This is a genomic window from Acinetobacter sp. yr461 (assembly GCF_900110445.1).
In the GTDB taxonomy this organism is placed as follows: domain Bacteria; phylum Pseudomonadota; class Gammaproteobacteria; order Pseudomonadales; family Moraxellaceae; genus Acinetobacter; species Acinetobacter calcoaceticus.
Window position 1 is genome coordinate 221,176 of record NZ_FODU01000002.1, and the last position, 21,758, is coordinate 242,933.

Consider the following 21,758-nt stretch of genomic DNA (forward strand, 5'->3'; position numbering starts at 1 on the left):
TAAAGGATATTTAGACTACTGAATAATTTTGATCTAAAAGATTTTGTAAAACTGAAGAAGCTGTATTTGGTAAAAGTTGATCAAGACTGGTTGTAATATCACTAGCTGTGTTATTTACATCACTCTGCTCATTCACTACTGGTTTAGAGTCTGTTGCAGATAAAAGTTTTGCGATTGGGTCTGAATCATTAGATGAAGAACTTTTTAACAAATCATCTAATTGCACAGATTTTTGCTGCTGACTATCTGTTTCATTCGTTGTGCTTTGTACTAACTTTAATGTATTTAACCCAACACTATCAGCAACAGATGCAGTTTCTATATGAGTAGTATCAACTGCTGTATCACTTACACTCGCCGTTTTTGGCGCGACGACATAAAAGGTAAATGGTGAACTGACTTCACTCGTAAGACCTGCAACATCTGTTTGAATTAAAGTAATTGTATGTTTCCCAAGGGCTAAATCTTTATCAAGCATAAATGACCAATATTTATTTGCATCTACTTGACCAACTTTCATAATCGCAATTGCTACACCATTATCATAAATAGTTAAGGTTGCGTTGGGTTCAACTTGGACAGTAAATTTTGGTTTAGCATCATCGGTTTCAGAACCAGCTGTAATTGCTCCCTTTAAAGCCCCTACATCATCATCTAAACTTTTTAAAACAGGCTTAGCTGGTGGAATCGTATCTTTATCACTACCAACAATTTCCAGCGCAGCAGATTTATTTCCTGAACTGTCTGTTGCTACTACAGAACCTTTCAAGCTATCGGTTAAAGCAGGAGAAATAGTAATTGTAAATTTTCCATTCGCATCTGCTGTTCCAGTACCAATAACCTTATCTGCTGAGTTTTTGATTTCTATTTTTGCATTAGCTTCAGCTGTACCCGTAACAGAAGTTCCTTCTGCATTCACTTGAGCTGTAGGTTTATCTGGGGCTACGGTGTCATAACCAGAGGTAACCTCTAAAGGCTTAGATTTATTACCCGCTGCATCTTCAACAATTATTGTCGCCTTTTGTGACTCTTTTAAGGCAGAAGAAAGTGTAATTTGAAATTCACCTTGCGCATTTGCTGTACCAGTTCCAATCACCTTACCATCAGCATCTTTTATTTGAACTTTTGCATTAGCCTCTGTTTTTCCTTCAACCACTGTCCCTTCTTTATTTACCTCAACCAAAGGAGCCTCTGGAGGAATAGTATCTTTCCCAGCAAAGATAGGAGTTGCTTCAGATTTATTCCCAGCAGCATCCTGAGCAATGACTTTACCACCAGCTTCACTAGTTAAAGGTGGAGTTAGCTTTAAAGAAAAGATTCCATCTGAATTTGCTTTTACAGTTCCTAATAATTTTCCGCTAGCATCATAGACATTTACAGTAGCATTCGCTTCAGTTTTACCATCTAAAATTGAACCATCTTCATTTAACTGAGCTTGGGGAGCATCTGGAGCAATTGTGTCTTTAGTACCAGTAACAACAGTTGCTTTAGAGTTATTACCAGCAGCATCTTGAGCAATAACAGCTACTTTCTCACCATTTACCAATGGCTTATCAAGTTTAATGGTAAAATTACCATTGCTATCGACAGTACCCGAAGCAAGAACCTGTCCCTTCGAATCCTGAATATAAATCTTTGCATTGGGCTCGGCCTTACCAGTGACCGTAACAGTATCATCAGCCAGAGTAGCTGTGGGCTGATTAGGGGCAATTAAGTCTGGCGCCGATGATGAATCATCTTTGTCATCTTTATCAAAAGCCCAAAGGTATAAACCTTCAGCGGCTAAAACTGCTAATCCTGCTTTTAGCACATTGCCCATCGAAAAAGTTGGAGAATCATCAACCGCCATTGTTGAGGCTGGCTGGCTAGTACTGGTATAGGCTAAATCTGTGACATGGTTTAGACCTGTATAATCTATAACCTTACCTTGGGCATCAAATTGTGCTTCAACAAATTTTCCATGTTCAGTTGGAAAAACAAGTGAATGGTCTGTTGTATTCGTTGCTTCATTAAAGAAATTTTCTAAGACAATGGTCTCTCCATTTTTTAAATGGATGACGAGACTTCCCCCCTGCTTTTCCATCGATGCTATATCTTTTTGACTTACACCAATTTGAATAATAGTAGGTTTGCTTAAAACTACCTTATTGAACTGACCATCTTGCAGAACGTCCAAACCCTCTTTGGATGCCACAATTATTCTTGTCATTATTTCCTACCCTGAGTTTCAGTTATATTTTTTAAATGTTTAACTTTTTAAATGATTCATCTAAAAGCTATTTTATTGCTGTTTAAAATATCAAAACCATGTGTTTATCACAATTCAAAAAGTATATTTATCAATAATTATTTTTGACTTTTAATTAAAATATCTATTTCTCATAAAATTCATATAAACCTTAAATACTACCTGTTCTCATATTTACTAAATTTCATATATATTAAGGCCGTTATCTTACATTCTTAAGTAAAAAAAGCTAAAAATGCCTATCAGAATCAAAATACACAAAGCGGCAAATTTAGTTATTTTCGCATCTGACAAGGTCATTTTTAGCATACTCCAGCCCTGAAAACGTTTTGCAAAAATGCTATTTAGAATAAGAGTTGAAACATGCAACAAGACCAAAGCTAAAAAGAAGTTTGCAAAAAATTCGTGTAAGCCTTTTAAAGAATAGTAAAAATGCTCAGTCGCATACCCTAGTCCCACCACAATTGGAATCACGAGAAAAATAAGTACAATTGAAACTTGAAAAAGTGCAACACTGATTGAATGAATTGAATTTTTAGAAAAAATACTCTTTAAATTTGCATGACTCAAAGATTTTTTGATTGCATTCGTTGCCACATTACTCCGCTTTTTAATACCAAACGGTGTGGTACTTGAAATACGTGGGCTTACAAAATGCCAGATCACTCGCGCGGTAATACTAATCAGAAGTATGTAACCAAACATCATGTGGACTTGGTGTAGATCTTCATTATCTCCTGTAAAATAAGCACCAATAAAGCCAAGCATAATAATTATATGTAAAATGCGTATGAGAATATCAATGTGTGACCATGTTTTTGACATCACAAAAGCTCAAAAGTGAAAAGTTAACTATAACTTTTACAATTGAAACTTAAACAAATATTAATCAAATTTCTTTCATCACTCACATAAAAAAAGAGTACCCATGCAGGTACTCTCTATTTCAAAAAATTTAGCTTAATTAAAATCTAGTATCGCGTAGTTGGACTAAAGTTGAATTAGCTTTCGCCAAGCTATCTACCACTTTATTCATTACAGCTGGAATCAAGCTATCTGCCATTTGTGCCGCTTGTAAACCCAACTTTTCACCTAAGGTCGCTTTTCTACGAGTGTTAATCACATAGACATCATGCTGTGCTAATAAAGCTAATAGATACTCATCAGATGTTTGTAATTTATCAACAAGGTTAAGATTAAGCGCATCTTCACCATACCAATGTTCACCTGTAGCGACTTTATCAACATTAAGCTGTGGTCGATACTTTTCAACAAAGTGCTTAAATAACACATGAGTTTGTTGAAGCTCTTCTTCAAACTTCGCTTTACCTTCTGGGGTGTTTTCGCCAAACATAGTCACAGTACGCTTATACTGCCCTGCCGTGTAAAGCTCAAAATCAACATTATGTTGTTTTAAAAGACGATTAAAATTTGGAACTTGAGCAACTACACCTATTGAACCCACTATAGCAAATGGGGCAGTAATAATTTCATTTGCGATACATGCCATCATATAGCCGCCACTCGCTGCTACTTTGTCTACACAGATGGTCAGATGGAAACCTGCATCGCGTAAGCGCACCAATTGAGCTGCTGCTAGACCATAACCATGTACCATGCCTCCAGGGCTCTCAAGGCGAACTACGACACGGTCACGCCCTGCTTTAGCGGTTGCTAAAATGAGAGTAATTTCTTCTCGTATGTTTTCAACTGCTGAAGCTTGAATATCACCTTTAAAATCCAACACAAAGATTTTCTGATTATTTTTACGGCGAATTTTAGCTTCTTTAGCAAGTTGTTGAGCCAATTGTAAAAGTTCTAAACGGCTTGCAGTAGTTTGTGCAATTTTTTTTCTCTGTTCATTTACACGTGCATTTAAATGACTAACACGTATTTCTGCAGGGAGTTTAGGCAAATGGAATAACATAAAATTCTAAGCTCATAAGTTATCTTTTATAGCCTTAAGATGTGGTCCTTTTGATTAAAATTCAATAGCGATTTTGCAAAATAGAGTCATTTTCATTTATAAAATAAAAAAAAGAGCACATGGCTCTTTTTTTGTATGAATGACTAATTAACCGAAGCGTCCAGTAATATAGGCTTCCGTCAACTGATGGTCAGGTTGAGTAAAGACTTTTTCAGTTGAGTTGACTTCAATCAAATCACCTAAATGGAAATAGGCAGTACGATCTGAAACACGTGCTGCTTGTTGCATAGAGTGAGTCACAATTACAATTGTATATTGATTCGACAATTCAGAAATCAATTCTTCAATTTTTGCTGTGGCAATTGGGTCAAGCGCAGAACATGGCTCATCCATTAAAATGACTTCTGGACTTACTGCAATCGTACGTGCAATACATAAACGTTGCTGCTGACCACCTGACAAACCAGTACCCGGTTGATTCAAACGATCTTTCACTTCATCCCATAAACCCGCTTTACGCAAGCTATTTTCAACAATTTCTTCAAGATCATATTTATCACGTGCTAGACCATGAAGTTTAGGACCATAAGCCACGTTATCAAAAATAGTTTTAGGGAATGGATTTGGCTTCTGGAATACCATACCAACCTGAGCACGTAATAATACGACATCAAGGTTTGGGTCATAAATATTGTGGTTATCAAGCGTAATCTTACCGGTTACACGACAACCATCAATAGTGTCATTCATGCGGTTTATCGTACGAAGAAAGGTAGATTTACCACAACCTGACGGTCCAATAAAGGCAATAACTTCGTTTTGGTAAATATCAAGATCAATACCCTTAATCGCTTCAAAATCACCATAATAAACATGGGCATCTTGTGCACTAATTTTGATTTCGGTTGAGTTCTGCTTTTTTGAAGTGTGTGGTTCAAAATGCGAAACATACGAAGTGCCATGATTTTGCGATTTATCTGTAAATTGAGATTGTTCAGTGTTCACTAACTTATCCTTTTCTAAGGAATTCGTAATATCAATAGTATTCATGATTTATCCTCTATTACCAACGCACTTCGAACTTTTTACGTAACCAAATTGCAAGACTGTTTAAACCAATCATTAATGCAAGGAGTACGATAATCGCAGCGGCAGTACGGCCTTCGAAGAAGTTACGCAACTCATTACCTTGCCATAAATAAACTTGGACAGGTAACGCTGTTGCTTGATCAAATGGGGTTGTTGGAATACTTGCAACGAATGCACTCATTCCGATTAAAAGTAAAGGTGCTGTTTCACCAAGTGCGTGAGCAACGCCAATAATTGCGCCAGTCATAATGCCTGGTAACGCTAATGGTAGAACATGGTGGAAAATGGTCTGAAATTTAGAAGCTCCCAAACCAAGTGCAGCTTGTCGAATAGAAGGTGGTACTGCTTTTAATGAAGCACGAGTCGTAATAATGACTGTTGGTAATGTCATTAAACTTAGAACTAAACCACCCACTAACGGAGCAGATAAAGGCAAATGCATCCACCCAATAAAAATTGCTGCACCGAGTAAACCAAACACAATTGAAGGAACCGCAGCAAGGTTATTGATGTTGACTTCAATAATGTCTGTAATAAAATTCTTTGGAGCAAATTCTTCAAGATAGATTGCGCTGGCAACGCCAATTGGAATTGCAATAATGATCACAATCAGCATCATGAATAATGAACCCATGAATGCACCTGCAAGACCACTAATTGCTGGTGAACTACGCGAGTCTGGATTCTTAAACAAGTTCAAATTGAACGTATTTTCAAGAACACCTTTTGCTTTTAGCTCATCTGCAAGTTTACGCACTTCGGGATCAAGCTGCTGCTGATCATCTGGTAATGAACGGTCAATATTACCTTTTAACCAGACATCGACATTGGCATCGCCCAAGAAATTAAGAGTTTCTTTTTTACCAATGAGTGATGGGTCCGCAAACACCATGTCACGTAAACGATAAGCTTCTGAACTTGCATAAAGACTGCTTAAGTAATCACGTTGCCCAGCAAGTGCAGGGTCTTTAGCAATCATTCCATTTACAATAATGCCATCCCAATCCACCATACCCATTTTGGTTTGCCAGTCGATATAACGCTCTTGATAATGTGCAGGTGTTTCCCCCTGCCCACGAACAGGTACCGGACCTGCATCAATCACTTTCGGATCAAAGTAAATTGGAACATTCATACTCGTTTGCCAAAAAGCAGGTAAACCTTTTGCCAAAATACTGCTAAACAAGAGTGCAACGAATGCAAGTCCAATTACGACTGCCGAGAATCCAGCATAACGAAAAGCTTTTTCTTTACGATGACGTTTAGCCAAAGATTTTTCGATGACTTGTTTACGTCGTTCACTTAATTCAGCAGCAACTTTTGGATCAAATACGTTCTGATCCATAGGAGACGATGTATTTGATGTACTCATTCGTATTGCTCACGGTATTTACGCACAATGTACAGTGCAACAATGTTTAAACATAAGGTAATCACAAAGAGTGTTAGACCTAACGCGAATGCAACCAAAGCTTGTGGGCTGGCAAAGTCAGTATCACCTGTTAACTGTTTTACGATCGTAACGGTCACTGTCGAAACAGCTTCAAATGGATTTGCATGTAAAAGTGGACTGTTCCCTGCTGCCAAAACCACGATCATGGTTTCCCCTACGGCACGAGAGACAGCTAATAAAAAGGCGCCCGTAATACCTGGTAACGCAGCGGGTAAAACGACTTGACGAATTGTTTCAGACTTAGTTGCTCCAAGTCCTAAAGAACCGTCACGTAATGCACGAGGTACTTGGGTAATAATGTCGTCTGATAAAGAAGAAACAAACGGGATAATCATAATCCCCATCACGAAACCAGCAGTTAAAGCACTGGTCGCGTTAATTTCAAGCCCCACATAAGCACCAGCTGTCTTGAAAAATGGTCCAATAACCATCATGGCAAAAACACCATAAACAATTGTTGGAATACCGGCTAAAACTTCAATTGTTGGTTTTGCCCATGAACGTAACCATGGCGAAGCATATTCAGCTAAATAAATAGCAATCATGAGTCCTACAGGCACCGCAACCAATAAGGCGATGCCGCTGACCATGAGTGTGCCCCAAAGTAATGGCAGTAAACCATAACTACCTTCAACATTACCTGAAGTACTAAAGCCTGGGTTCCACTCTGTCCCAAAGAAGAAATCAAGTGGGCTTACAAAACGGAAGAAGTGCATTGCTTCGCCAAACATCGACATCACAATACCGATGGTTGTTAAAATCGCAACGCCAGAACATAAAATCAAAGCAACATTAATGGCGCGTTCAACTTGGTTACGTGCACGATATTGTTGATTAATTTTTTTCTTTGCCCAAACTAACCCCAATAAAGCTGCACAAACGACAACAGCGAATTTGGCAAACGAGCCAATGGTTTGAAATTTTGCGAACTGTTGAGCAGCCGCTAATTCATATGCTGCCGGTTTATCACTTACCCCAAAACCTGAAGCAATGGCTTGAACACGATCAACTAATACACTTCTGCCGGCCTCATCAAGTGAAGCACTTATAGACGCAGGAATATTATTAAAAATAATATGGTTTAAAATACTTGGTTCAACCAAGCTCCAAATGATCAGAATTAAAAAAGCAGGGATACCGCACCAAAGTCCAACCAGTGCACCATAATAACCAGGACGAGAATGTAACGTCGCCGAGTTGCTTCCCTTACCTGCTAGGCTACGGCTCTTTCTTAGCCCAAGTTGATATGCGATTGCCACAAGGGCTAACAACACACCGATAAGTAGCAGATTCATGTACTCTCCACTGTTTTCTCAATTGTCATAATTTGGAAAAAACAAGTTAGACAAAAAGGCTGATGAACTCTCAAGATCACCAGCCCTCATTCAAACTAACTTATTTAACAGTTTTACCTGCTTTAAAGTCAGCCAAAACTTTTGCACGTTCAGCATCAGACATTGCGATTAAGCCATCACGCTCAGCTTTAGAACCTTTACCTGTTGCTTTTTTGCTTACGAAATATTCTACATATTGCGGTAAGCCTTTAACTGATTTTAAATGTTCGCCTTTCACATAGAAGAACAATGGACGAGATACAGGGTATGTACCATTCAAAACTGTTTTCTCAGATGGAAGAACATTGTTTACTGTCGCTACACGTAACTTGTCACGGTTCATGTCATAGAAACTTAAACCAAACACGCCTACTGCACTTGGAGAAGTCTTTAAGCGAGCCAATGTTTCTGTGTAGTCACCAGCAATTTCAATTACACGACCATCTTTACGGAAAGTAGAACATGCTTTCTTCTGAGCATCTTTATCTAGGCTCTTGAAGTATTCATACGATTCGCAACCAGCATCAACCATTTTCTCTTGGAAAACTTCACGAGTACCGTGGTTAGATGCAGGAATTACAAGTGTAATTGGCTCATTTGGAAGAGATTTATCAATCTGGTTCCAGTTTGTATATGGGTTTGGAACCAATTTACCTTTTGAAGGTAACTGTGCAGCTAAAGCAGCAAACACATGGTAAGGTTTTAATTTATAAGCTGCTTTGTGTGAGTTAGACGCAAATACGATACCGTCGTAACCAATTTTGATTTCTTGAATTTGTTTTACACCAGCTTTGTTACAAGCTTCGATTTCAGTGCTTTTAATTTTACGAGAAGCGTTAGCAACGTCGATTGTGTTATCGCCAACACCTTGACAGAATTGTTTCAAACCAGCAGAAGAACCGCCAGAACCAACTACAGGAGTTTTAAATTGAGGGAAAGTATTACCAAACTCTTCAGCTACAACGCTGGCAAATGGTAATACAGTTGAAGAACCAGCAATTTGAATCGTATCACGAGCTGCATTTGCAGTCGTTGTTACAGCTGCCCCAGTTACTGCTAACGCAATTGCGATTTGACGTGGATTTAAGCGCATTCTGTTCTCTCTCATTAATGCAATAGGTTGTACGTCACTTTTTGTTGAGTGCTTGTACGCTCTTCGATAGCTGCATTGTGAATAGAAAATATGACAATTAAGTTACAGTATGATGACGCTTTAATGATTTCGATATTGTTAATTGTCACATTATTATTTTTTATCTATTATCAAATATTTAATTCAATCCTAGTAGGTATTTTACCTTGTATATTAGTCTGTATTATTACACTCGTTAAAAATATAAGATTTTTGTATTTATAAAATATAAAAAACAAAGATGTTATAAATTTATTAAAAAACGATAATTTAGTTATCTCTAGTTTAATGATTAAAATATTTTTGATTAAGGAAGTTTTTATTAAAATATTTCTAAAAATAATAATTTCTTTGTAACATGAAAATAATATGACAAAAGATAAACGGTTACCTCCTCAAAATCAGGTAACCGCAATATCATTGTCAATTTAAACGATCAACTCGATTGTACTTCTGGCATCGCAACCATTTTTTTACGATATTTTAAGAAATATGTAAGCGCTAAAACAGCCAACCAAATTGGACCTAAAATAACGGCAAGTCTCATATCTGGCGTCATTGCCATAATAATAAGAATAAAGCATACAAAGCTAATGGTTAAATAATTACTCCATGGGCTAAGAATGCTTTGAAATTTGGTTTGACGTTTTTGTAATTTCATTGCTTTAGTGAATTTCAAATGAGTCACTGAAATCATGAGCCAGTTAATAACAAGTGCAGCCACAACCAGCATCATAAAGAGCTGAAAAGCTTGACCTGGAATTAGGTAATTTACGACTACACATATTGCTGTGATTGATGCAGATACCACTGCTGCTGGAACTGGAATGCCACGACTGTTTACTTTTTTCAAGATAGCTGGGGCATTACCCTGCTCTGCTAAACCATGCAACATACGGCTATTACAATAAATACAGCTGTTATAAACCGAGATTGCCGCAATCAAAACAACAAAGTTCAAGACATTTGCAACGCCATTACTATTTAATGACTGGAAAATCATTACAAATGGGCTACCGCCTTCTGCAACCATATTCCAAGGGTAAAGGCATAGTAAAATTCCAATCGCACCGATATAGAAAATTAAAATACGGTAAACAATCTGGTTCACTGCTTTTGGAATAGTCGTTTCAGGTTTTTTAGTTTCGGCCGCAGCAATACCAATTAATTCTAAGCCACCAAATGCAAACATAATGACGGCCAAAGCCATGACAAAACCGTGAATTCCGTGCGGGAAGAAACCACCGTGTTGCCATAAATTTGCAATACCTGCTTGCGGACCAGCAGAACCTGTAAATAAGAGGTAGGTACCAAAACCAATCATGCTTAAAATTGCAACAATCTTAATGCAGGAAAATAAAAATTCGGATTCCCCAAAAAAGCGGACATTTACCAAGTTAATGCCGTTAATTAAAATAAAGAAAAATAAAGCAGTCAGCCAAGTGGGAATTTCAGGCCACCAAAACTGAATGAAGGTTCCAATTGCACTGAGTTCAGCCATGCTTACCAGTACGTACAACACCCAGTAGTTCCAGCCAGACATAAAACCAGCCATTTTGCCCCAGTACTTGTTTGCAAAATAACTGAATGAACCGCTTACTGGTTCTTCAACAACCATTTCACCTAAATGACGCATAATTAAGAAAGCGATAATTCCAGCAATTGCATATCCTAATAAAATTGAAGGACCTGCCAGTTTGATCGTTTGAGAAAGACCTAAGAATAACCCTGTTCCGATCGCACCTCCGAGCGCGATGAGTTGAATATGCCGATTGGATAAGCCTTGTTTTAACTCGTGCTTATTGTTTGCATCCATAACATTATCTCCAATGTTGGTGTCACTTCCTGTACACCTTTATTCAGCACCATATCCGAAGGCCAGAAACCGACCTTCGGACATAAGTTGGCTTTAATATGAGTCCATTTAATTTTTGAGAAGACTTGTCCTGTCTTCTATTTAAAACGAGCTTGCATCCTTACATTTAATGGGCTGGGAACGCTCCTTTAAAATTTCGTAACCGCGATCACCGTAGTCAAAACGAGCAATCACAGAAGCAAATTTTTTCAAACTCACTGGCGCATCCATTGCTGGTAGTTTTAATTCAATAAACGTTAATTGATCATTCTGATGAACATTGTCTAAAACACTCTTAAGCTGTCCGGCAGTTTCAACCACATAGGTGGTATGACCTTTTTTACCGTTAAATACAGCTGGAATTTCAGTATATTTCCAATTTTGTACATCGTTATAGGCAGCATTTTCGCCCATGATTAATCGCTCAATGGTGTAACCGCCATTGTTTAGCAAGAAAATAATGGGTTTTAAACCATGGCGAATAATTGTAGAGAGCTCTTGTACCGTAAGCTGGAATGAGCCATCACCAATAAATAGAATTTGACGTCGTTCGGGAGCAGCCAGCAAACTACCAAGTAAAGCCGGTAAGGTATAACCGATTGAACCCCAAAGTGGCTGAGCAATATATTTAGCTGTAGCAGGAAGTTTTAAACCAGACAAAGCTGAGTTTGAAGTTCCCACCTCCCCAATAATCACATCATCTTCTTTTAAGAAACCTGCAATATAGTTCCAAAGTACATCTTGGCTTAGCTTTTGTTGTGCTGGGGCTTCAAAGGCTTTTTGAGGTTGTTTTTCAAGAACAGGTTTAGTTGCTTTACGCGGTGCAACTTTTTTATTTAACTCAACAAGTAATTGTCCAATCTCAATGCCTGGAAAATCCTGACCAAAAATATTCAGGCCATAAGATTTAATTTCGATGTAATTCTTGGTCGCAATTTGATGAGTAAATACAGCTGAACCTACGTCGGTAAAACGTGCGCCAATACCAATTAAGCAGTCAGATTGTTCAATGATATTTTTAACATGTGGCTGGCTTGCCCCACCCACATAAGTTCCGATGTAACGAGGTGAGCCTTCATCCATAATATTTTTTGCAGTATTCATACCGGCAAATGGAATTGAACACTTTTGAGATAAATCATTTAAAAGTGAAGTTACACCAAAAACTGAAGCTTCATTATCAATAAGAAGCGCTGGGCTTTGAGCATTCGCAATAATGTCACAAAGTTTGCTCACCACAGTTTGCAATAATTCAGGTTCAACAGCTGGGTAGCTTAAGTCGAGCGGACGCTCAGACACTTCAATTTTAACGTGAGTAATATCTCCAGGTAATTGAATGTGTACAGGGCGGCGATCAAGGAAACATTGACGTAATACACGATCAATTTCAAAGGCTGCATTTGCTGGAGTTAAACGTGTTTGAGCAACTGTGAACTCTTTCATACAGTTCATAATATTGTCGTAATTGCCATCAACCAACGTATGGTGAATCAAAGTACCTTTTTGAACTGCATGTAAAGGCGGAATACCAGAAATATGGATAAGAGGTACATTTTCTGCATAGGCACCTGCAATGCCATTAATGGCGCTTAAGTCACCTACACCATATGTGGTTGCCAAGGCAGAAAAACCGTTAATTCGTGCATAACCATCTGCTGCATAAGCAGCATTTAATTCATTACAATTTCCAATAAATTCGAGTTCTGGATCTGCTTCAACTTGTTCTAGATATGAGAGGTTAAAATCACCAGGCACCCCAAAGAGATGTTGGATACCCATTTGTTTTAGACGAAGATTTAAAAAGTCACCGATTTCTATGAACATTGCTCTATATCCTTTGAGACCAATTTTTATTCCATAGAAAAATAATATTTCATCTACCTTTTAGATTTCGTGCATAATGAAAACGCATTTTAATAAAAATACATGATTTGTGTATCATAAAAGGATTTTATGCAATGGATAAGTTCGACTGGCAAATCATTCAGGCATTACAAAAGAATGGACGGCTCACCAATCAGGAAGTTGGAGATTTAATCGGTTTATCTGCTTCCCAATGTTCTAGAAGAAGACAGCTGCTTGAGCAAAAAGGCATAATTTTAGGTTACACCGCCCGCATCCAGCAACAAGCGCTAGGACTGGAAGTCACAGCGATGATTCACATTAATTTAAGAACACACGAAGCAAAATCGCAGCAGGCTTTTCAAGAGTTAATTGAAGCTGAAGACAACATTCAAGATGCATTTTCAATTAGTGGCGATGCGGATTTTATTTTAAAAGTAGTTGCAGAGAATTTAGAACAGCTTTCTCAATTTGTGACTGAAAGATTGCTTTCTTATAATTTTATTGGCCACATAAAGTCTTACATTGTTCTCAAAAAAATCAAAGAACAGAATCATTTTTTGATCAAACCTAAAAGTCACGGCTACCATCACACAACTTAAGCAAGTTCGGCTTTTGATAAAATAATTTAGAATAAAAAGGCGGATCTATCATCCGCCTTAAAATTAATATTTAAACTTTACTAATATGTAGGGTTTGACCAATCGTGTTTTCAAGCAAACCTTCTAACCCAAACTCAGCACCTAAGCCTGACATTTTCCAGCCACCAAAAGGTGCATGAGGAAGAACCTCTGCATGTGTATTGACCCAAACCGTACCGCATTGAAGCTGAGTAGCGTAAACCTGAGCGGCTTTAATGTCAGAAGACCAAATTGATCCGCCTAAACCAAATTCACTATCATTGGCGCGAGCAATTGCATCGTTGATATCTGTATATTTTAAGATAGGTAACACTGGACCAAATTGCTCTTCTTGGACCACACGGCAAGATTCAGAAACTTCAGTCAAAATAGTAGGCGCAATAAAGTAGCCCTGCTCTGGTAATTGTTGTTGACCAGAAAGTGCTTTTGCACCTTGTTCAATTGCTTCTGCAATAAGAGTTTTCACCTTGTTATATTGCATTTGGTTTTGTACTGGACCAAATGTTGTAGAAGACTCCATTCCATCGCCAACAATCTGAGCATTGGCAATGTCAGCTAATTTTTGCGATAAAGCATCGTATTGACTTTCATGTACATATAAACGTTTTAACGCAGCACACGTTTGACCCGCATTTAAAAATGCAGTATTAAAAATCTTAGCTGCAATTTCATCTATATTTGCATCAGGTAATACAATACCCGCATCATTACCACCCAGCTCTAAAGTTAAATGTTTTAGTTGTTGAGCTGCACCCGTCATGATGTGCTGCCCAGTTCTTGTTGAACCCGTAAACACAACTTTTTGTACATCTGGATGAGAGGATAATGCTTCGCCAATCTCGCCAGCACCCACCACAATTGAAATAACACCAGCCGGAACTTCTTGCTGGATGATTTCACACAAACGCAAAGTCGATAGTGGCGTATATTCAGAAGGCTTGCTAATGACAACGTTACCCGCGCGCAATGCAGGCATGATATGCCAAACCGCAATCATGAGTGGCCAGTTCCAAGGGGTAATTGAAGCCACTACACCTAATGGTTGACGATGACGTTCAATACGCTTGGCTTCACTGTCTTCGATAATTTCAACAGGTAAATCCATAGCAGCCGCATAACGAGTCCAGCCAATTGCGCCCTGCACTTCCATTTGCGCGAGTGCCAATGGCTTACCCTGTTCAAGCACGACCAGCTCTGCGAGCATTTCGGCATGCTTCTCAATACCGTCAGCTATCTTGTTTAAAATTGATTTACGTTCATCGTGCGACACCATTTGCCATGCTTTAGATGCCTTTTTAGCGGCAGTAACAGCCTGATTCACTTGCTCAACCGATGCTTTTGCACAGCACGCGGCAGTTAAACCTGTAGCAGGGTTAATAATTTCTAGTTCACCTTGCTCACCTGAACAAAGTTGACCGCCAATAATAAGTTTAAATTCATTGAGCATATTCGCTTGTTGCATTTCTTCTTCCTTGTCTTAATTGTAATTACAGCCACTTACTTTATTTTCAGTTAAAGCAGGATTATTTAAAGTAAGTACGATATTGATATATCAATGCGACCAAAAATATCGGGAACATACCAATACAATAAGAAATTTGCTCCCCATAAATCATGCATAATTATTTTTGTTTTTTGAAAATATGCATGGTTTGTGCACATATAACTCTTCTGATACACACTTTTGATAAAAATAATATGTAATAAAAAAGCCCGGTTTATTACCGGGCTTTTTTATTATCAACTCAATTAGTCGATTGGTGGCACATAGTTACCAGAAGCAATCGCATCTTTAATGCGGTCAGCTTCAGCCAATACTTGACCTAAAAGGTTTTTAACGTTTTCGAATGTTACAACAGGGCTTAATGTTGTCATTTTCAATGACTGTACATTACCAACTTTTGTTACACCGATATTTGCTTCACCACGAGCAAACAATTCGTCCGCTACGTTTTGGTTTAAGCTATCGATCAATTCAGCTGGATAGCCTTGTGGTACAACACGGAACAATACCGAAGCAAACTGTGGTTCAACTAAAAGCTCTAAGCCTGTCGTTGCCTTGATGTAATCTGCAACTTCACGAGTAAGTTTTACACCATGATCAATCATTGAACCATATAGGTCTTCACCAAGTGATTCGATTGTCATCCACAATTTCAATGCATCAAAACGACGAGTCGTTTGTAATGACTTAGAAACAAGGTTTGGTACACCATGTTCTTCGTCATAAGCAGAGTTCAAATATTCAGCTTCGTAGTGCATAAAGCGATAGTTCGCTTCGTCTTTTAACAAGAACGCACCACAGCTAATGCTTTGGAAATAATGCTTATGGAAATCAAGGGTAATCGAGTCAGACAACTCAATACCATCGAGCATTGCACGATAGTCTGTTGACAGAATTAATGCACCACCCCATGCCGCATCGATATGCATCCATGAACCATATTTATTGGTAATTTCACGGATTTTCTTCAATGGATCAATTGCACCAGCATCAGTTGTACCTGCTGTCGCAACGACACAAGCAACTACTTTGCCTTCTGATTGCAAATGCGCCATCGTTTTTTCGAGAGCATCTACATCCATCTGTGCATTTTCATTCACAGGAACAGTGACAACTGACTGGAAGCCCATGCCCATCATTGCCATGTTCTTTTGCACAGAGAAATGCGCATTTTCAGAACAAATGACTTTGACGTTTTTCATTGCATCAGCTGGAATACCATCACGCTGTACAGACCACGGATTACCGTTTTCGTCTTTCCAGTTTTTCGAAATGCACCAGTCACGAGCAAGCAATACACCCATTAAGTTAGATTGAGTACCGCCAGAAGTGAAAACACCTGCCTGACCAGAACCATAACCTACTTTTTGGCGTAACCAATCAATAAGCTGAACTTCCATTAATGAACCGGCTGGGCTTTGATCCCATGAGTCCATAGACTGGTTAGTTGCATTGATCAGTACTTCCGCAATCTGGCTCATTACCATCGTTGGACAATGCAAATGTGCCAATGAGTGCGGATGATGTACTTTTAAGCTTTTATTTAAGAAAAGCTCAATCATACGTTGAAGTGATTCTTGTACACCCATACCTTCTTTTGAAGGCTGGAAAGAAATCGCTGAACGCAATTCTTTAATGCTACCGCCTGTGTACATCTTTTCATTTTGCAACCATGCTGAAACGGCTTTTACCGCTTCGCCCATTGCTGACTCATAGTCAGCAATGGATTGTGCATCATTGCAGAGTAACGCTTTACGATGTTCTGCAAAATCCACCATGCTTATGCGCCTCGTACTGCAACCAATGCTTCTGCAATTGCTTTCTTAAAGCGAGCAATTACCTCAACACACTCTTCTTGAGTGATAATAAGCGGACAAAGTAAACGAATTACTGTACCGTTACGGCCACCTTTTTCAAGCAATAGTTTATTGTTGAAACAAGCAGTTTGAATTGCAGCAGCTAATTGAGAGTCCGCAGGAAGCGAACCAATACGGTCAGCTTGTTTACGCTCGTCAACAATCTCAACACCGATCATTAAACCGCGACCACGTACGTTACCAATACATGGGAATTCTTGAGCTAATTTTTTAAATTCAGCTTGTAGATAGTCACCACGTTCTTGCGCATTTTGAGCAAGATTTTGTTCAGTAATCGTTTTTAGTACAACAAGGCCTGTACCCATAGCAAGTTGGTTACCACGGAAAGTACCCGTGTGACCTGCAGGTTGCCAAGCATCAAATTTACGTTTAATACCTAATACTGCAAGTGGTAAACCACCACCCACTGCTTTAGACATTACAACAACATCAGGTTCAATACCTGCATGTTCAAATGCAAACATTTTGCCTGAACGTGCAAAGCCAGCTTGAACTTCGTCTAAAATTAAAACGATGTTGTGCTTTTCAGTCACTTCACGGATTTTTTGCAACCATTTTACTGGAGCTGTAACTACGCCGCCTTCACCTTGAATCGCTTCAAGAATAACAGCAGCCGGTTTTGTTACACCGCTTTCAACATCTTCGATAAAGTTTTCAAAGTAGTAAGTTAAAGCGTCAACACCAGCTTCACCACCTAAACCAAGTGGGCAGCGGTATTCATGCGGATATGGCATGAATTGTACGCCTGGCATTAAACCGTTAACTGCATTTTTTGCACTTAAATTACCAGTCATAGCGAGTGCACCATGGGTCATACCATGATAACCGCCAGAGAAACTGATCACTGAACTACGGCCAGTGTAAGTCTTAGCAAGTTTAATTGCTGCTTCAGTTGCGTCTGCACCAGCAGGACCACAGAACTGCAAGCAATATTCTTCTTTACCACCAGGTAAATATGCTAACAATGCTTCAGTGAATGCATCTTTTAAAGGTGTGGTTAAGTCTAAAGTATGCAATGGCAAACCACTTGCCAATGTATCTTGAATACTTTGAATCACCGCAGGATGATTATGACCTAAAGCCAATGTACCTGCCCCAGCTAAACAATCAAGGTACTGTGTACCTTCAACATCAGTAACCCAGCATCCTTGTGCTTTCGCTATCGCTAACGGTAATTTACGTGGATAGCTACGAACATTTGATTCCATTTGACTTTGGCGAGTCAAATAATATTCGTTAGTAGCATTAGTGGCAGGGTTAACGGAAGTAACGCTCATATCGGATTACCATCTCTGATAGGGGTAGAAAGAAATAAGTCTGGTGACGATGGGTCCTTTGACTCGGTGCTTTATAGAACTAGTAAAGACACTTATTTTATATCTTGTAACTAGGAGCGCGATGATACCTAATTTTACAAGAAAAAAAACGTCTTTTATGTACTTTACTCATCTAATCTTATTGAAAAAATGTATCATCCCAATAGTTAAGATGAATTATCATCATACTATGTGACAACCTAAAGAAAATATTCTTTTTTTATATTACTTTGATTTTTTAAGTTACATTGACACACTTTAATTTTAAGTTTTTATTTTTTAAAGAATTTATATTTACCAAAATTTAAAAAAACTGATCTGAATATTACAAATACGCCACAAAATCTGCAAAAGTTATGCACAAGTTATGTTTAACATTTCTTAATGAAAAAAATTAAATTCATATTAATTTTTAAAGGAAAAATTTATGCGTACTTTAGCTGTCTCAACCCTTCTTTTAGGTTCACTCCTTAGCCCTTTAGTTTTTGCTCAGGATGATAATGCTCTGAACTATAATATTGTGAATGTACAAGCTGAAGCTTCTCGTCAAGTTTCTAATGATGAAATGCATGCAACTTTATATATTGAAAAAAGTAACAAACAACCAGCTGAACTTTCAAATCAAATTAATCAACTCATGAATCAGGCACTTGCGGTTTCCCGTAAATATCCGCAAGTAAAAGTGGAAACAGGCGCACAAAGTACTTATCCAATTTACGATAACGATAGTAATAAGCTAAAAGAATGGCGTGGCCGCGCTGAAATTCGTCTTGAAAGTAAAGACTTTAAAGCAGCAAGCCAGCTAGTAAATGAATTACAGCAAGGCTTCCAAACTCAATCAATTAATTTTACAGTTTCAGATGAACAACGTAAAAAAGTTGAAAACGAGTTGATGGTAGAAGCTTCTAAAAACTTTCAACAACGTGCTCAAATGTTGACGCAAGCATGGAATAAAAACCAATACTCGCTCGTTAACTTAAACTTAAACACTAACAACTATTTCCCACAGCCTGTAATGCGTGCAAGCATGGCTAAGTTTGCTGCTGCCGAAGCGGCTCCTGCTCAAGACATGGCGGCTGGTGAGTCTAAAATTACTGTAAATGCAAACGGTTCAATTCAATTTAAATAATTTCTTTTCATCAAAAAAAGCCGCATGAAAGATGCGGCTTTTTTTATTACTGATCAAAATATTCAACTCAAGTTTTGCAAAGAATCCCAAGCAGCTTTTGCCAAAATATCTTTATAAATTTTAGGGTTGGAAGGAACTCGTTGGGACAACCATGCACGACAGTAATTTTCTGTAGATCCAATCACTAATGAAAGTAATAGCTCATGAGGTATAGATTTTAAAAACTCAGCCTCAGCATAATTTGAAATCTCGGCAAATATCTTTTGATTTCTTAATTTATTTTTCTGAACAAGACGTTCTTGGTCTTCACCTTGCATCACACTAAAACGAGCAGATATTAAAAATTTAGCAAACTCTGGCTGTTCACTTACCCAATCAATGTAACTATGAATAAAAGCATATAAAACGTCTTGAAGGGATTCTGTGCCCTCCAGATAGTCATCTCTTCGTGCCGCTTGGTCATCTAAAGCTGCAAAAAATAAAGTCGCAACAATCCCTTCTTTATTTTTAAAGTGATGATAAATAGCCCCTACACTGCTGTCAGATTTCGAACGAATCATCTCAATGCTTGTAGTTTCAATTCCATTTTCTAAGAAACAAGACAAAGCATCTAATAAAATCTGTCTTTTTAAAGCAGCCCTTCTGCCTGGATATAAACGTTCTAATAGCTCTTGTGCAGATTGCATATTTCACTCTCTAACCAGTTATCGGAGATATTCTGAATGACTTGACTCGCTTTTGTAAACAGAATTATATTCTTTAACAGAACAAAATTCTTTTTTTATTAATATGGAGCTTTAAACCATGGCAACTACTTTAGAACTTTGGAACAAAGTGTCTGCTTTTCCAAAAGGAAAATGGACTTTCTCACGCATGCTATGTTTAAAAGCACCTTATTTCGGCAGTATTTCACCGCTATTTATCGAGTTAAAACCTAATTATTGTGAAATAGCGATTAAGAAAAAGCGTTCTGTTCTCAATCATATTGGAACAGTTCATGCGATTGCGATGTGTAATATGGCTGAACTCGCAGGTGGCACAATGACAGAAGTTACTGTGCCTTCCACACATCGCTGGATTCCCAAAGGTATGACTGTCGAATATTTAAAAAAGGCAGAAACAGACTTAATTGCAGTTGCAACGCCTGTAGAAAAAAATTATGACTGGGATAAAGCTGGAGAATATTTAGTGAATGTAGAAGTCTATGATTCTCAGAAAGAGAAAGTCTTCCAAGCTACGATTACCATGTGGATTTCTAAAAAGAAGTAATAAAAAAAGCCCTGAACTGATCAGGGCTTTTTTATTTATTTTTTAAATGGTAAGGCATATTTCAAAATACGACCTACAACCTGACCAAACTGTTTGGTCAAACTTGCGTTGTTATAGTTCAGACCATATTTTTTACATACAGCTTCAACTTTTGGAGCCATTTGGCGATAACGGCGCGCTGGAACATCAGGATATAAATGATGCTCAATCTGATGACTCAAATGTCCGCTTAAGATATGTAATGCTTCTGAACCTTTTAAGTTTGAAGAACCACGAATCTGGCGCATATACCAATGACCACGGCTTTCGTCCTGTAAAACAGACTTTGGAAATACTTCTGCATCTTTAGTAAAGTGACCACAGAAAATAATCGTAAACGTCCAAATATTACGAAGGCCATTCGCAACCAGATTGCCAGTAAATACAGGTAAAGCTGCTGGGCCTGCAATTAATGGGAAAAAAACGTAATCTTTGAAGAGCTGAGTACCAATCTTTTTATTCACTGGTTTTAACTCTTCTAAAAACTTTGCTTTGGTCTTACGTTTGTAGAGAACACGACCAATTTCAAGGTTCTGAATGGCTACACCCCATTGGAACAATAAGCAAAATGGAATGCTATAAACCGGTTGAAGCAAGAAACCTGGTTTCCAACGTTGCTCTGGGAATAAGCGAAGCAAACCATAACCAATGTCATCATCTATACCTTTAATATTGGTATAAGTGTGATGTTTATAGTTATGAGTTTGACGCCAGTTATCAGAAGTACCAACGGTATCCCATTCGTAAGTTTGACCATTAAATTTAGGATCGTTCATCCAGTCGTATTGACCATGCATGACATTATGACCCAATTCCATGTTCTCCATAATTTTAGAGAAGCCTAAAAGGCCTGTTCCTAAAATCCATGCTGGCGGGAACCAACCTGCAAACAAGCATGCGCGCCCTAAAAAGCTGCTATAGCGAACCGCTGCATAGACGCGGCGGATATATTTTGCATCTTTCTCACCTAAATCATCCAATACTTCTTGTTTGATCTGATCGAGCTCTTTTGCAAATGCGTCAAGTTCTGCAGGCGTCAAATCTCGATTTTTAGGATTTTTAAAATATTCGACTTTCACTGGCATATTCATAAGAGTTCTCTC

General features: G+C 38.2%; 17 protein-coding genes. 3 read left to right on the plus strand and 14 right to left on the minus strand.

Annotated elements, in window-relative coordinates; translation table 11 throughout:
• Positions 1–10 precede the first annotated feature (10 nt).
• From blp2 to BMW38_RS05555, 9 genes are all read right to left on the minus strand, one after another.
• A complete protein-coding gene (gene blp2 / locus BMW38_RS05515; protein WP_139193530.1) occupies positions 11–2,209 on the minus strand; it encodes an Ig-like repeat protein Blp2 in 2,199 nt (732 codons plus the stop codon).
• Positions 2,210–2,455: 246 nt separating this feature from the next.
• Entirely contained in the window at positions 2,456–3,073 is a 618-nt protein-coding gene (locus tag BMW38_RS05520) for a cytochrome b/b6 domain-containing protein (RefSeq protein WP_092706444.1), read from the minus strand.
• Between the two features lie 139 nt (positions 3,074–3,212).
• Entirely contained in the window at positions 3,213–4,175 is a 963-nt protein-coding gene (gene sohB / locus BMW38_RS05525) for a protease SohB (RefSeq protein WP_092706446.1), read from the minus strand.
• Between the two features lie 147 nt (positions 4,176–4,322).
• A complete protein-coding gene (gene pstB, locus BMW38_RS05530; RefSeq protein WP_003650451.1) occupies positions 4,323–5,225 on the minus strand; it encodes a phosphate ABC transporter ATP-binding protein PstB in 903 nt (300 codons plus the stop codon).
• A gap of 13 nt (positions 5,226–5,238) precedes the next feature.
• Positions 5,239–6,636, minus strand: a complete 1,398-nt coding sequence (gene pstA, locus BMW38_RS05535; protein ID WP_213031102.1) for a phosphate ABC transporter permease PstA — start codon at positions 6,634–6,636, stop codon at positions 5,239–5,241.
• Positions 6,633–8,012: a phosphate ABC transporter permease subunit PstC gene (pstC, locus tag BMW38_RS05540; protein ID WP_003650448.1), complete on the minus strand. Its 1,380-nt coding sequence runs from the start codon at positions 8,010–8,012 to the stop codon at positions 6,633–6,635. Before pstC ends, pstA begins: the two co-directional genes overlap by 4 nt.
• A 100-nt stretch (positions 8,013–8,112) precedes the next feature.
• Entirely contained in the window at positions 8,113–9,144 is a 1,032-nt protein-coding gene (locus BMW38_RS05545; RefSeq protein WP_009393506.1) for a substrate-binding domain-containing protein, read from the minus strand.
• Between the two features lie 475 nt (positions 9,145–9,619).
• Positions 9,620–10,999 carry an amino acid permease gene (locus BMW38_RS05550; protein ID WP_004643586.1) on the minus strand — a complete coding sequence of 460 codons (1,380 nt, stop codon included), beginning with the start codon at positions 10,997–10,999 and terminating at the stop codon, positions 9,620–9,622.
• A 141-nt stretch (positions 11,000–11,140) separates the two neighbouring features.
• On the minus strand, positions 11,141–12,862 hold the full coding sequence (locus BMW38_RS05555; protein ID WP_005045955.1) for an alpha-keto acid decarboxylase family protein: 1,722 nt from the start codon (positions 12,860–12,862) through the stop codon (positions 11,141–11,143).
• 134 nt (positions 12,863–12,996) lie between these two features.
• Between BMW38_RS05555 and BMW38_RS05560 the strand changes: the two genes are divergently transcribed.
• Positions 12,997–13,482, plus strand: coding sequence for an Lrp/AsnC family transcriptional regulator (locus tag BMW38_RS05560; protein WP_017387914.1), 486 nt, complete (start codon positions 12,997–12,999; stop codon positions 13,480–13,482).
• A 70-nt stretch (positions 13,483–13,552) separates the two neighbouring features.
• Here the strand turns inward: BMW38_RS05560 and BMW38_RS05565 are convergent, their stop codons facing one another.
• The 3 genes from BMW38_RS05565 to BMW38_RS05575 all read right to left on the minus strand — a co-directional run bounded on the left by BMW38_RS05565 (position 13,553) and on the right by BMW38_RS05575 (position 18,179).
• Entirely contained in the window at positions 13,553–14,983 is a 1,431-nt protein-coding gene (locus tag BMW38_RS05565) for an aldehyde dehydrogenase family protein (protein ID WP_092706451.1), read from the minus strand.
• Between the two features lie 287 nt (positions 14,984–15,270).
• The gene (locus BMW38_RS05570; RefSeq protein ID WP_004643591.1) at positions 15,271–16,803 is read right to left on the minus strand and encodes a pyridoxal phosphate-dependent decarboxylase family protein; all 1,533 of its coding nucleotides are present in this window, start codon (positions 16,801–16,803) and stop codon (positions 15,271–15,273) included.
• 2 nt (positions 16,804–16,805) lie between these two features.
• Positions 16,806–18,179 (minus strand): diaminobutyrate--2-oxoglutarate transaminase, encoded by a 1,374-nt coding sequence (locus BMW38_RS05575; protein WP_017391890.1) that lies wholly within the window; start codon positions 18,177–18,179, stop codon positions 16,806–16,808.
• A 466-nt stretch (positions 18,180–18,645) separates the two neighbouring features.
• On the opposite strand from BMW38_RS05575, the gene BMW38_RS05580 reads away from it, so the two are divergent.
• The gene (locus tag BMW38_RS05580; protein WP_092706453.1) at positions 18,646–19,347 is read left to right on the plus strand and encodes an SIMPL domain-containing protein; all 702 of its coding nucleotides are present in this window, start codon (positions 18,646–18,648) and stop codon (positions 19,345–19,347) included.
• Positions 19,348–19,409: 62 nt separating this feature from the next.
• Here BMW38_RS05580 and BMW38_RS05585 read toward each other — a convergent pair whose 3' ends face one another.
• The gene (locus BMW38_RS05585) at positions 19,410–20,033 is read right to left on the minus strand and encodes a TetR/AcrR family transcriptional regulator (RefSeq protein ID WP_092706455.1); all 624 of its coding nucleotides are present in this window, start codon (positions 20,031–20,033) and stop codon (positions 19,410–19,412) included.
• Between the two features lie 118 nt (positions 20,034–20,151).
• Here BMW38_RS05585 and BMW38_RS05590 point away from each other — a divergent pair, with 118 nt between their 5' ends.
• Positions 20,152–20,616 carry a hotdog fold domain-containing protein gene (locus BMW38_RS05590; RefSeq protein WP_092706457.1) on the plus strand — a complete coding sequence of 155 codons (465 nt, stop codon included), beginning with the start codon at positions 20,152–20,154 and terminating at the stop codon, positions 20,614–20,616.
• A 35-nt stretch (positions 20,617–20,651) separates the two neighbouring features.
• Here the strand turns inward: BMW38_RS05590 and BMW38_RS05595 are convergent, their stop codons facing one another.
• Positions 20,652–21,746 carry a fatty acid desaturase family protein gene (locus tag BMW38_RS05595; protein ID WP_004643597.1) on the minus strand — a complete coding sequence of 365 codons (1,095 nt, stop codon included), beginning with the start codon at positions 21,744–21,746 and terminating at the stop codon, positions 20,652–20,654.
• Between the last annotated feature and the right edge of the window lie 12 nt (positions 21,747–21,758).